9 protein-coding genes are annotated in these 12,964 nt (G+C 65.8%); 2 read left to right on the forward strand and 7 right to left on the reverse strand.

What is annotated here, in order from left to right; all coding sequences use genetic code 11:
- Positions 1 to 82: 82 nt before the first annotated feature.
- The 4 genes from AZSI13_RS02920 to AZSI13_RS02935 all read right to left on the reverse strand — a co-directional run bounded on the left by AZSI13_RS02920 (position 83) and on the right by AZSI13_RS02935 (position 5,154).
- Positions 83 to 2,200, reverse strand: a complete 2,118-nt coding sequence (locus tag AZSI13_RS02920; RefSeq protein WP_109039695.1) for a PAS domain-containing methyl-accepting chemotaxis protein — start codon at positions 2,198 to 2,200, stop codon at positions 83 to 85.
- A 258-nt stretch (positions 2,201 to 2,458) separates the two neighbouring features.
- A complete protein-coding gene (locus AZSI13_RS02925) occupies positions 2,459 to 3,481 on the reverse strand; it encodes a class I SAM-dependent rRNA methyltransferase (protein ID WP_109039696.1) in 1,023 nt (340 codons plus the stop codon).
- Between the two features lie 272 nt (positions 3,482 to 3,753).
- On the reverse strand, positions 3,754 to 4,551 hold the full coding sequence (locus tag AZSI13_RS02930; RefSeq protein WP_109039697.1) for a transferase: 798 nt from the start codon (positions 4,549 to 4,551) through the stop codon (positions 3,754 to 3,756).
- Entirely contained in the window at positions 4,552 to 5,154 is a 603-nt protein-coding gene (locus AZSI13_RS02935; protein ID WP_235609628.1) for a YitT family protein, read from the reverse strand. It lies immediately after the preceding gene.
- Between the two features lie 152 nt (positions 5,155 to 5,306).
- Between AZSI13_RS02935 and AZSI13_RS02940 the strand changes: the two genes are divergently transcribed.
- Positions 5,307 to 5,507, forward strand: coding sequence for a SlyX family protein (locus tag AZSI13_RS02940; protein WP_109039698.1), 201 nt, complete (start codon positions 5,307 to 5,309; stop codon positions 5,505 to 5,507).
- A 108-nt stretch (positions 5,508 to 5,615) separates the two neighbouring features.
- On the opposite strand, the gene AZSI13_RS02945 is transcribed toward AZSI13_RS02940, so the two are convergent.
- The 3 genes from AZSI13_RS02945 to AZSI13_RS02955 all read right to left on the reverse strand — a co-directional run bounded on the left by AZSI13_RS02945 (position 5,616) and on the right by AZSI13_RS02955 (position 10,699).
- Positions 5,616 to 7,511: a U32 family peptidase gene (locus AZSI13_RS02945; protein WP_109039699.1), complete on the reverse strand. Its 1,896-nt coding sequence runs from the start codon at positions 7,509 to 7,511 to the stop codon at positions 5,616 to 5,618.
- A gap of 282 nt (positions 7,512 to 7,793) precedes the next feature.
- Entirely contained in the window at positions 7,794 to 8,264 is a 471-nt protein-coding gene (locus AZSI13_RS02950; RefSeq protein ID WP_109039700.1) for a DUF1854 domain-containing protein, read from the reverse strand.
- Between the two features lie 5 nt (positions 8,265 to 8,269).
- The gene (locus AZSI13_RS02955) at positions 8,270 to 10,699 is read right to left on the reverse strand and encodes an ABC transporter ATP-binding protein (protein WP_235609630.1); all 2,430 of its coding nucleotides are present in this window, start codon (positions 10,697 to 10,699) and stop codon (positions 8,270 to 8,272) included.
- Between the two features lie 77 nt (positions 10,700 to 10,776).
- Here AZSI13_RS02955 and cphA point away from each other — a divergent pair, with 77 nt between their 5' ends.
- A complete protein-coding gene (cphA, locus tag AZSI13_RS02960) occupies positions 10,777 to 12,945 on the forward strand; it encodes a cyanophycin synthetase (RefSeq protein WP_109039701.1) in 2,169 nt (722 codons plus the stop codon).
- The last annotated feature ends 19 nt before the right edge of the window (positions 12,946 to 12,964 follow it).

Below are 12,964 nucleotides of genomic sequence, written 5' to 3' on the forward strand. Positions count from 1 at the left end.
GCCTCGCAGTGTACGCCATGTGGGCCATGCCAAGCGGGAAAAGGTTGGGGGGCGGCCCCAGCGGGGGCGGGGCCGCCGGGCCTCAGACGACGAAGCGGCTGACGGTGCCCTGCATGGTGTGGGCCGTATCCAGGAGACGGTAGGCGCTGTCGGAGGATTGTTCGGCGATGGCGCTGTTTTCTTCCGAGATGTGGGCCAGGCGCTCCACATGGCGGGCGGTGTTTTCGCTAGCGTGCTGCTGTTCCTGCAGGGCCTCGCTGATCTCCGAGACCACATGCACCACCCGGGCGGCGCTTTCACGGATGCGGGTAATGGCGGTGCCGGCCTCCTTGGCCAGAGCCACCCCCTGGTCCACCTGGCCGACGCCCCGCTCCATGCTGCTCACCGCATCGCCAATGCCGGACTGGATGGCGCCGATCATGGCGCCGATTTCCTGGGTGGCGAGGGTGGTGCGTTCGGCCAACTTGCGCACCTCGTCCGCCACCACGGCGAAGCCCCGGCCTTGCTCACCGGCCCGGGCCGCCTCGATGGCGGCATTGAGGGCCAGCAGGTTGGTCTGCTCGGCAATGCCGCGGATGACCTGGACGACCGAGGAAATCTGGTCCGACTGGTTGCCCAGGGTCATCACCACGGTGGTGGCATCCCGCACCGTGGCGGCGATTTCTTCCATGGAGCGCACGGCCCCATGGATCACCGTGGCGCCGGAATCGCAGATGGCCCCCGAGTCCTGGGAGGTGGTGTGGGCTTCGCTGGCATGGCTGGCGACCTGGGCCAGGCTGGCCGTCATTTCTTCCGACGTGGCCGCCATGCTGGCGGTGGATTCCTTCTGCTCGGTGGCGGTCTGGGTCACCTGGTCGGCGGCGTCGGCCATGGTGCGGGCGTCCTGGGCGATGCGGTCGGCCGTGGCCTGGATTTCCCGCACCATCTTCTGGAACATTTCCCGCAGATGGCGGAGGGAGGCCAGCAGGCTGGTATGGTCCGCCGGGTCCACCTGGATCACCAGGCCCAGATTGCCGGCTGCCACATGGCGGGTGATGTCGCAGGCGTAGCGCGGGTCGCCCCCCAGCAGGCGTTTCAGGTTGGCGGCCACGGAGAGGCCGAGCAGGGTGACGAGGAGGAGGATGCCCAGGGCGATGCCCGTCAGCTGCCACTGCACACCATCGATGATGCGGCTGGCGTCGGCCTCGTCGGCGGCGATGCGCTGGTTGGCCAGGGCCACCACCTGGTCGATGGCCTGGCGATGGCGGCCATAGCGTTCCGTCAGGGCCGGCAACAGGGCTTCCGCCTCGGCATGGCGGCCGGCCTGGAGGGCAGGAATGAAATCCTTGTCCCGCAGTTCCAGGAATTCCAGGCCGGGGGCGTAGGCCGCCTCGGTCATCGCCGCCTTCAGGGGGCCGGTCGGCAGGGCCTGGTTCCAGTATTGGCGGCGGCCCTCGAAATCGGCCCGCAGGGCCTGGCTCTGGGCCACCAAGGACGGCAGTTGTTCCGGTGTGCTACGCAGCATCTGCAACACCAGCAGATAGGATTCGATCAGATATTCCGGCGGCGGCAGCACGTCGGCCACCAGATCCTTGCCCTGCACCACCTGCTGGTAGATGGGGCCATTCACCTGCACCTGGCGGAAACCCTGCTGCACCACCACGCCGCCCAGGGCAAAGGCCAGGACGAAGGCCACCACCAGCAGGCGGAACTGGCTGCCGACGCTCATCTTGGCCACCAGGCGCAGCAGGTTGAGGCGGGTCAGCAGACTCTTGCTTTCCAGCTGGCCTTCCCGCAGGCGAACCTTGGCGCGGCCTTCCCGCATTTCGGCGTAGAGCCGGGCAGCGGCTTCCACCTGAGGGCGGCCCGGCTTGGTGCGCATGGAGGTGTAGCCGACGATGCTGCCGTTTTCGTCAATGGGGGCGACGTGGGCATTGACCCAGTAGTAGTCGCCGTTCTTGCAGCGGTTCTTGACTAGGCCGTTCCACGGTTTGCCGGTCTGGATGGTGCGCCAGAGATCGGCGAAAGCTTCTTCCGGCATGTCCGGGTGGCGCACGAGGTTGTGGCTCTGACCCAGGAGCTCGTCCCGGTCGAAACCGCTGATCTGGATGAAATCGTCGTTGGCGTAGGTGATCCGGCCCTTCAGGTCGGTCTTGGTGACAATGGTGATGTCGTCGTTCATCACCACTTCCCGGTCGCTGACCGGTAGGTTCTTCTTCACGGGGGCTTCTCCTGCAGCGGCGGCCGTCGGCGACACCCTCGGTGGGGTGTCGGCTGTCGACGGACATGGGGACCGGCAGGTACAGCAAGATCGGTGCCGCAGTGGGCACCGCCAAACGAATCAGTCCCTTAGGAACTCAAGGCGGGGCGTGGCTCGCGGGGTGCGCACCATGATGATGCAGTCATGCACCAAAAGCGCCCGGAAGCACCAGGATCACCACGTTACAGCGGCCTTGGTGCCTGGCTCGGGGGGACTTCCTTAGACTCGCAGCAATACGGTCTTCAGGGGCGGCTGGCCGTCCCGGCTGGGGAAGTCGGCTTCGGGGATGATCCATTCGGCTTCCCGTACTTCGCGCCCAGCCTTGCGGGCGCTGCGTTGCAGCTGGTCCAGCCAGGCTTCCCGGTCCACTTCGGCGACGTTGTTGCAGCAGATGAGGGTGCCGCCTTCGGCGGTGGCCAGCAGGGCCGGCTTGAAGAGGGCCGGGTAGTCGTTCACCAGGTCCACCACACCGAAGGGGCTCTTGGCGTAACGGGGCGGGTCGAGGAAAACCAGGTCGAACTGGCGGGCTTCCAGCTCGATGAAGGGGGGCAGGCGCTTGCCCCGCACCACCTGGGGCTGGCCGATGCCGGCCAGCTGGCGGATGGCGGGGAAGACGTCGCTCTTGATGAAACGGGGGCGGTGGGCCAGCTCGTTGAGGCCGGCGTTGCTCTTGCCCACGGCCAGGCTGCCTTCGGCGAAATCCACATTGACGACAAAGGCCGCACCGGCCTTGGCGGCGGCGATGCCGACACCGCAGGTGTAAGCGAAGAGATTGAGCACGGATTTGCCGGCAGCTTCCTGCATCACCCGGCGGCGGGCCGCCCGCAGGTCGAGGAAGAGCCAGGGGTCCTGGCCTGCGTGGCGGGCCTGGATGAGGTAATTGACGCCCAGTTCCGAGAACTGGCGGGGCCGATGGGCTTCTTCGATGAGGTGCCGCGGCAGGGGGTTGTTGATGCGGGAGTTGGCGCGGCTGCGGTCGTTGTAGATGCACAGCAGGCCCGGCAGCACCCCGGCGTAATAGGCTTCCAGCTCCGCCAGATCGTCGCCGGCCAGGGGGCTGTGGAAGCTCTGCACCAGCAGCAGGTCGCCGTAGCGATCCACCGTCAGCCCGGGGCGGCCTTCCACGCTGCCGTGGAAGAGGCGGTAGGCATTGGTGCCCTCGGCCTCGAGGCGGGAAATCAGCTCGCTGCGGGCATCAAAGGCGGCGGCCAGCAGGTCGCAGAGGGCGGTGGATGGGAACATGGGGCAACTCCGGGAAAGGGGGCGAATGGGTGTCGCGGGTATTGGGGCGGCACGGCTGGCGAAAGCAGTGGCTAACACTGGCTGCGGGGGGGCGGGTAGCCGCCGATGGCAGTCAATACCCGATTCGGGGACTGCCGGGAGGCCGCGATTGTAGCCGAAGGGCGGGGCGGCAGGGCGGCTGACGGCTAAAAATACAAAACAAATCCGTGGCTTAGTTGAGGAAAACAGCCTGGGGCGCGTTCCTCCCCGGTATTGGGCGTGGCCGGAAGGGCTCAGGGCCGGCGCGGGGCGCGGCGTCCCTGGCCGGCAAAGGCCCGGCGCAGGCGCTCGGCGGTATCCGGCAGGTTTACCGGCTGGTGGGGGGCGAGGGCGGCAGCCCGCTCCTTGAGCAGTTCCCGCCGGGGCGGAAACTCGGCCAGCTTGCAGGCGAAGGCCACGTGGTTGCCTTCTTCCTGGGCGTCGATCAGCACCACCTGGCCGTCGAAGCACTGGCGCAGCCGGCCCAGGTAGATGGGCAGCATCTCGTCACCGGCCCAGAGATTGACCACCAGCACGCCGCCAGGGGCCAGGCGGGCGTAGCAGTAGTCGTAGAAGGCGGTGCTGCACAGCTGGCGGGGCTGGCCTTCGAGGCCGAAACCGTCCAGCAGCAGCACATCCACCGGCGCCATGGGCTGGCGGATGTAATCGGCCCCGTCGGCGCAGAGAATGCGGAAATGTTCGCCGTCGGGAGGCAGGCGGAAGTCCTCCCGCAGGGCGATGATGGCCGGGTCGATTTCCACCGCCGTGAAATCCGCCTCCGGCAGATGGTGGCGGCAATAGCGCACCAGGGAGCCGCCCCCCAGGCCGATCATGGCGATGCGCCGCGGCTCGGGCTGGAGCAGCAGAAAGCCCATCATGGAACGGGTGTAGCCCAGGGTGAGGGCAGTGGGGTCGGCCTTCGACATGGTGCTTTGCACCGTGCGGAAGTCGAAATGCAGGGCCAGCTCCTCCTCGTCATCCTTGAGGTAGGGTTTGCCCGTCAGTTGCTCGGGAGGCGCCGGCTGGCGCAGGGAGTAGGTGTCGTCGGCCATTCAGGTCCCCATGTAGCGGCCGGGCCGGTGATTGACAGCGATGACGAAATTGAGGGCCACGGCACCGAGGATGGAGAGGGCCACGTGGTGCAGGTCCCGCACCAGCAGGGCGGAGGCCAGGATCAACACGTCCGCCGCCATCTGCACGTGGCCGGCCCGCCAGCCGCGCCGTTCCTGCAAGTAGACCGCCATGACGCCGAGGCCGCCGAGGCTGGCCCGGTGGCGGATCAGCATGAGCAGGCCGATGCCGGTGAGAAAACCCCCCATCACCGCCGCCAGGACGGGGTGGAGATGGGAAAAGCCGATATAGGCCGGCAGCACTTCGGTGTACAGGGAGAGCAGGGCGACGGAGAGGAAGGTCTTGATGGTGAAGGCCCAGCCCAGGGTGCGCACGGCAAAGAAATAAAAGGGCAGGTTGATGACGAAGAAGGCCGGGCCGAAGGGCAGGTCAAGGCCGTAGTGGGCGAGAAAGGCCAGGCCCGTGGTGCCGCCGGTGAGCAGCCCGGCCTCGCGGAACATGAGCACGGAGAGGGCCACCATCAGGGGCGCGGCCAGGAGGGCCTGGAGGTCTTCGAAAAGGGTATGGCGGACAGACGTGTTCACGGCAGGCAGGGGAGGAAAGGTGATGGCAGGAGTGCGCCGGGACGAAATCAGGTGGCCGGACCCAAGGAGGCGGCCCGGCCAGGCAAGGCGCTAGTGTAAGCCAGGGGCGGGGGGCGTAGAATCCGCCCTCTCTTCAAATTGCGGATGCCGCCATGGATGAACGCCTCAACGAACTGGAAATCAAGCTGAGTTTCGCCGACGACGCCATCGACGAGCTCAACCGCACGGTCTTTCGCCAGCAGCAGGAAATCGACGCCCTGCGCGATGCCCTGCGCACCCTGCGTCAGCAGGTGCTGGCCAGCCTGCCGGAAGAGAAGCGCAGCCTGCGGGACGAATTGCCGCCCCATTACTGAGGTGTTTTTAGCCACAGAGGGCACAGAGAACACAGAGAATCGTAGTGCCGACCGATCGGTTCACCTCTGTGTTCTCTGTGCCCTCTGTGGCTAAAGGTTTGTCCTTCCTCAGTGGGCCACGATCTGGATGCTGCGGTTCTTGCGCATCTTGCCCACCACGTGCATTTCGCACTTCACGCAGTCGAACTTGAGGGTCAGGCGCTCGCCGTTGTTCACCAGGGTCAGGGGATCGGGCTTCAAGCCCTTCACTTCCTTGGGGCACAGGTTGAAGCTGTGGCGCAGGCAGTGTTTGGTGATCATCAGGGAGACGGCGCCCTTTTCCTGGTCGGCCTCGTAGGCTTCGTCGATCAGTTCCACCCCGTGCTTGCGGTAGAACTCCTTGGCCTTGCGGTTGAAAACGTTGCCCAGGTAGGTCAGTTCCACTTCCGGGTAGAGGGCCGGCGGCGACACGGCGGCGGCCCGGGCCGGGCGCTGGTAGGCGGCGGCGCGGGCGGCATCCAGAGCGGCCACCGCTTCCCGGCGCAGGGCGTTGATGGCGCCGGCGGGGAGAAACCAGGGTTGGGTCAGTTGTAGCGCCACCCCGTCCGCCACGTAAAGGGTATTGCCCAGCTTGGCCAGGTTCTCCTGGAGGCCCGCCAGGGCCCGTTCGCCGTTCTGGGCGGCTTCCTTGGCGTGGTCCAGGGGAACGCTGACGGCAACGCCGGTTTCGTCGGTGATGGTCAGGGCAAAGCCCGTGGGGGTCTCGGCGAAAACCAGGCGCACGCCCACCCGCCGCTCGGCGGATTTCTTTTCCAGGATGCGTTCGAATTCCTGATCCCGGTTGCGGTGGATGGCGGTGCCCACGACCAGGTCTTCCGGCACTTCATTGGGCGTGCAGCGCCAGGCGTTGCCGGTCTTTTCAGCAGTGTTGAGGCGCAGGCCCACCAGTTCGCCATGGCTGTCGAAGTAGGTCAGGCCGTCGCCGTTGTGCAGGGGCTCGCTGCTTTCCACCTCGAACCAGCTATTGCCCAGGCGGACCACCTTGCCGATGGCCGGGCCCGAGAAGGCCGGAGTGTCGAAGGCGCCCACGGTGTTGTCGCCACCTTCACCGCGGCCATGCACGAAGTAATCGGTGGCGCCCCGGTTGAAGGTTTTTTCCGGCTGGGGGGTGAAGAAGAAGGTGCTGCGGCCGGCGGAGGAGCGGGTGAATTCCGGGTGCTCCGCCAGGATGCCGTCCAACAGGGTGCGGTAGTGGGCGGTGATGTTCTTGACGTAGGAGAGGTCCTTCAGCCGGCCTTCGATCTTGAAGGAGCTGATGCCGGCCTGGGCCAGGGCCAGCAGGTTGGCGCTCTGGTCGTTGTCCTTCATGGAGAGCAGGTGCTTGTCGCTGGCGATGACTTCGCCCGCCTCGTTTTCCAGGTCGTAGGGCAGGCGGCAGGCCTGGGAGCATTCGCCCCGGTTGGCGCTGCGGCCGGTGTGGGCGTGGCTGATGTAGCACTGGCCGCTGTAGGCGACGCAGAGGGCGCCGTGAATGAAGAACTCCAGGGCGATGTCGGTCTGGCTGGAAATCTTGCGGATCTGGTCCAGGTCCAGTTCCCGGGCCAGGACGATCTGGGAGAAGCCCACGTCCTGCAGAAAGCGGGCCTTCTCGGCGCTACGGATGTCGGTCTGGGTGCTGGCGTGGAGTTCAATGGGGGGCAGGTCCAGCTCCAGCAGGCCCATGTCCTGCAGGATCAGGGCGTCGGCCCCGGCCTCGTAGCATTCCCAGCAGAGGCGGCGGGCGCCTTCCAGTTCGTCGTCCTGCAGGATGGTGTTGAGGGCCACCAGTACCCGGGCGTTGTAGCGATGGGCGAATTCGCAGAGGCGGGCGATGTCGGCAATGCTGTTGCCCGCATTGGCCCGGGCGCCGAAGGCCGGGCCGCCGATATAGACGGCGTCGGCGCCATGGACGATGGCTTCCATGCCGAAATCGGCGTTCTTGGCGGGGGCGAGGAGTTCAAGCGGGTGGGCGGAGCGATGGGGCATGGGAAATCTTTTTTTGCCACAGAGGGCACAGAGAACACAGAGAACACAGAGGTAAAACCTGGGTGCCGATGGCCCCACGGGGCGGGCGGCAGGCGTTGCTTGGTGCGCCAAGGGGCGCAAGAGTTCAGATTATTTCAGGTGGCCGCTGAAAATAACATTGCCCGGAGAGGCAGGAAAGACGCCATTCTTCGTAGTGCTTTAATGAAGAATGGCGCCAGTATTGCCTCTCCGGGCAGGTGCCTTTTCTCAGTGTTCTCTGTGCTCTCTGTGGCTAAAGCCTTTTCACAGGAAGCGTTCGAGAAACTTGCGGCTGGCTTTGTCCAGGGCGCGGCGGTCCCGGATCATGTATTGCACGCCGTGGCTGTCGGCGATGAGCAGGGCATTCTGGGCCAGGCGACGGATGTCGTCCTCGCCCTTGAGCACCAGGCGGGCGTTGCCCCGGTCCGTTTCCACGTCCCAGGTGCTGGGGGTGGCGAAGCTGGAGACGTGACGGATGCGGCTGATCACCGGCATGAATTCCCGGCTGGCCAGTTCTTCCCGGATCAGTTCCCGGGGGCCTTCGGCCAGGTCGGTCAGGCGCTCGATCCACAACAGTTCCTTGCCGTGGCTATTCACCAGGGCCAGACCCTCGTCGGGAGCGGTGATGGCGAAGGCCCGCACGGGCACCACGCCTTCGTGGGCTTCGCCGTCGGTGCCGGTGAATACCAGCTGGCCGAAGGCATTGCGAATCAACGTGAAGTTGCTGGTCGTCATGGCGTTCATTCCTCGCTCTCGGGCCGGGCCAGCTGTTCATCCAGCTGCTTGGTCTGAGCGGTGTAGAGGCGGTAGTAGGCGCCTTCCTTGGCGATCAGTTCGTCGTGCTGGCCTTCTTCCACCACCACGCCGCGATCCATGACTACCAGCCGGTCGGCCTTGCGCAGGGTGGACAGACGGTGGGCGATGGCGATGGTGGTGCGGCCCTTGATCAGGTTGTCCAGGGCGCCCTGGATTTCCAGTTCGGTTTCCGTATCCACGGCGGAAGTGGCTTCGTCCAGGATCAGAATCTTGGGGTCGATGAGCAGGGCCCGGGCGATGGAGATGCGCTGGCGCTCGCCGCCGGAAAGGGCCTGGCCCCGTTCGCCCACCAGGGAATCGTAACCGTGGGGCAGGCGCAGGATGAACTCGTGGGCATGGGCGGCCCGGGCGGCGGCGACGATTTCCTCCCGGCTGGCATCCGGCTTGCCGTAGGCGATGTTCTCGGCAATGGTGCCGAAGAAGAGGAAGGGTTCCTGCAGCACCAGGCCGATGTGCTTGCGGTATTCGGAAACGGGAATGTTGCGCACGTCCACGCCGTCGATGCAGATGGCCCCTTCGCCCACGTCGTAGAAGCGGCAGATGAGGTTCACCAGGGTGCTCTTGCCGGAGCCGGAGTGGCCCACCAGGCCGATCATCTCGCCCGGGTTGATCTTCAGGTCCACGCCCCGCAGCACGGTGCGGTTGCCGTAGCGGAAGCCCACCCGCTCCACGGTGATGCCGCCTTCCACCTGGGTCAGGTGCTGGGGCTTGACCGGGTCCGGCACGCTGGAGACGTGGTCCAGGATGTCGAAGATGCGCTTGGCGCCGGAAGCCGCCTTCTGGGTGTGGGAGACGATGCGGCTCATGGAATCGAGGCGGGTGTAGAAACGCCCGATGTAAGCCAGGAAGGCGGCCAGGGTACCGACGGTCACCTGGCTCTTGGTCACCAGCCAGATACCCAGGGCCCAGACGATGAGCAGGCCGACTTCGGTGAGCAGGGTAATGGTGGGGGAGAAGAGGGACCACAGCCGGTTCACCCGGTCGTTGGCCTCCAGGTTGCGCTGGTTGGCTTCCTTGAAGCGGTTGGTCTCGCGCTTTTCCTGGGCGAAGGCCTTGACCACGCGGATGCCCGGAATGGTGTCGGCCAGCACGCTGGTGACGCCGGACCAGACCCGGTCGATCTGCTCGAAGCCGTGGCGCAGCTTGTCCCGCACTACGTGGATGAGCCAGACGATGAAGGGCAGGGGGATGAGGGTCACTGCCGCCAGCCAGGGATTGATGGAGACCAGGATCACCGCGGTCATGGTGATCATCAGCACGTCGGTGGCGAAATCCAGCAGGTACAGGGAGAGGAAAACGCAGATGCGGTCCGACTCGCTGCCGATGCGGGCCATCAGGTCGCCGGTGCGCTTGCCGCCGAAGTACTCGAGAGAGAGCTTGAGCAGGTGCTCATAAGTCTGGCTGCGCAGGTCAGCACCGAGGCGCTCCGAGACCAGGGCCAGGATGTAGGTCTTGGCCCAGCCCAGGCCCCAGGCCAGCAGGGCAGAACCCAGCAGGCCGCCGAGATAGAAATAGACCTTGCCGGTATCGAGGGGCTGCCCGTTCTGGTAGGGAATCAGCACCTCGTCCATGAGGGGCATGGTCATGTAGGGCGCCACCAGGGTGGCGGCGGTGGAAATCAGGGTGAGGATGAAGCCGGCCAGCAGCTGGCCCCGGTAGGGCCGGGCGAAGCGCCACAGGCGGAACAGGGTCCAGGTGGAAGGCGGGGTGTAGAGCTCCTTGGCGCAGCTCGGGCAGTCATCCTGGCCCGGCACCAGGGGGGCACCGCAGCGGGCGCAGATGGAGGCGGGCGGCGCTTCCACCGGCTGGCCGGTCAGGGCGGCGTCGCGCTGTTGCTCGAAGTGGTCCAGCACCTGGCGGGCATTGGTGTCCCGGCCCAGGGTGTGGCGCCAGCGGGCCAGCTGACCGGTGGTGTCCAACAGTTCCAGGCTGGCTACGCCGGCATGGTCCCGGCGCTGCAGATGGAGGCCGTTCCGGTAGGGAAAGGCCTGCCAGGCGGCCTCTTCGCCGCTGCGGGCGAGGAGTTGGCGGTTGGTGACGAGAATCAGGCCCCGGGCGAAGCGCAGGGCCTTGTCCAGGTCCAGTTCCAGGTGGGCGAGGATGGTTTCATCTGCAGCCAGCAGGGCATCAAGTTCTGCCGGCCAGTCTTCGGGGAGGCCCTGCAGGGCGGTGGTCAGGGACGCTGATTGGGGGCAGCGCCTGGAAATTTCCCGTAAGGGGTCGGAATTTTGTGAAATAATTTTTGCACCCGCCGGTGAACCAAAATAAAAGTTGCGCGTTGATTTTACCTTACAAAGGAGAGTCCCCCGGAAAAGCAGGGCGGTCCGTCCTCTTGGGAGCTGAATCGGAAACACGCGGAAAGAAGTGATAAACGCGTTTTCCTCCCAAGCGTTGACCGAGCCCCTCAGGTTCCCCGGTTCCGGCAAAAGGTATGAGCCACAAGACAATCAAATTCCTGAGCATCACCCATCTCAAGGGTCCGAACATCTGGACCTACACTCCCGTCCTCGAAGCCCTGGTGGATATCGGTGATCTGGAGGACTGTCCCTCCAACACCATTCCCGGTTTCTACGAGCGCCTGTCTGCCTGGCTGCCCTCCCTGGTGGAGCACCGTTGCAGCTACGACGAGCGCGGCGGTTTTCTGCGCCGCGTCGAGGAAGGCACCTGGCCGGGCCACATCATGGAGCACGTCTCCCTGGAGTTGCAGACCCTGGCCGGCATGCCCGGCGGCTTTGGTCGCGCCCGGGAAGTGCCGGTCCGCGGCGTCTACAAGGTAGTGGTGACGGCCTGGCATGAAGTGGTCACCCGCTACGCCCTGGAGGCCGCCCGGGATCTGGTGATGGCCGCCATCGAGGACAAGCCCTTCGACGTTGCTGCCGCCGTGGATCACCTGCGTGACCTAGTGGACGACCACTGCCTTGGCCCCTCCACTGGCTGCATCGTGGATGCCGCCGAGAGCCGGCACCTGCCCTTCATCCGCCTGTCCACCGGCAATCTGGTGCAACTGGGCTACGGTGCCCGCCAGCGCCGCATCTGGACGGCCGAAACCGACCGCACCAGCGCCATTGCCGAGAGCATCTCCCGGGACAAGGACCTGACCAAGAGCCTGCTGGCCTCCTGCGGCGTGCCCGTGCCGGAAGGTGTCACCGTGGATTCCCCCGAGGAAGCCTGGGAAGCCGCCGAGGATATCGGTCTGCCGGTGGTGGTCAAGCCCAGCGATGGCAACCACGGCCGCGGCGTATTCACCAACCTGACTACCCGGGAAGAAGTCGAAACCGCCTTCCACGTGGCCCAGGATGAGGGCAGCGAGGTCATCGTCGAACGCTTCATTCCCGGCAACGAGCACCGCCTGCTGGTGGTGGGCGGCCGTCTGGTGGCGGCTTCCCGGGGCGAAACTGCCCAGGTGGTGGGGGACGGCAAGTCCACCGTGCTGGAACTGATCGAACTGCAACTGAATTCCGATCCCCGCCGTGGCAACAGCGAAGATCACCCCCTCAACCGGGTCCGCATCGATTCCGCCGCCCGCCTGGAGATCAAGCGCCAAGGCTTCGAGCCCGAAGGCGTGCCGCCCCAAGGCAAGGTGGTGGTGATCCAGCGCAACGGCAACGTCTCCATCGACTGCACCGCCGAGGTTCATCCGGATACCGCCGAGACCGTGGCCCTGGCCGCCCGCATCGTCGGCCTGGACATCGCCGGGGTGGATTTGGTGGTGGAAGACGTCTCCAAGCCCCTGGCCGACCAGAGCGGCGCCATCGTCGAGGTCAATGCCGGCCCCGGCCTGCTGATGCACATCAAGCCCTCCGCCGGTGAGCCCCAGCCTGTGGGCAAGGCCATCGTCGAGCACCTCTTCCCCAATGGCGACAGCGGCCGCATTCCCGTCGTCGGCATCACCGGGGGCAAGGGCAAGACCACCGTGGCCCGCATTGTCGCCCGTCTGCTCGAGCTTTCTGGCCATTACACCGGCCTCGCCAGCAGCGCCGGCCTGTATCTGGACCGCCGCCTGGTGGAAGCCGGCGACCGGGCCCAGTGGGATACGGCTCGCCGCATCCTGATGAACCGCTCGGTGCAGGCCGCCGTGATCGAAAACAGCGCCACCTCCATCGTGACTGAGGGCCTGGCGTACGACCGTTGCCAGGTCGGGGTGGTGACCAATTTCGAGCCCATTGAAGACCTCAGCAAGTTCTACATGGATTCCCCCGAGAAGCGCTTCACCACCCTGCGTACCCAGGTGGATGTGGTGCTGCCCACCGGGGTGGCCGTGCTCAACGCCCGGGAATCCCAGCTGGTGGAAATGGCCGAGTTGTGTGATGGCGAGGTGATCTACTTCGCTGCCGACCCCGGTTTACCGGTCCTGGCCGAGCACCGCTCCAAGGGCGGCCGTGCCGTGCTGCTGCGGGAAGGCGCCGTGGTTCTGGCCAAGGGCTGGGAAGAAACCAAGCTGCTGGATCTGGCCCAGGTTCCCCTGGCCGCCGGCGGTTCCGACTTCCAGGCCGAGAACGTGCTGGCTGCCGTGGCCACTGCCCGGGCCCTGGATATCGCCCCCGAAGTCATTCGCGCCGGTCTGGAGACTTTCGTCCTGGACGCTGTGCCCACCGTTTGATGATTGCCGACTGACAGAG

This window comes from Azospira sp. I13, assembly GCF_003112695.1.
GTDB lineage: Bacteria > Pseudomonadota > Gammaproteobacteria > Burkholderiales > Rhodocyclaceae > Azospira.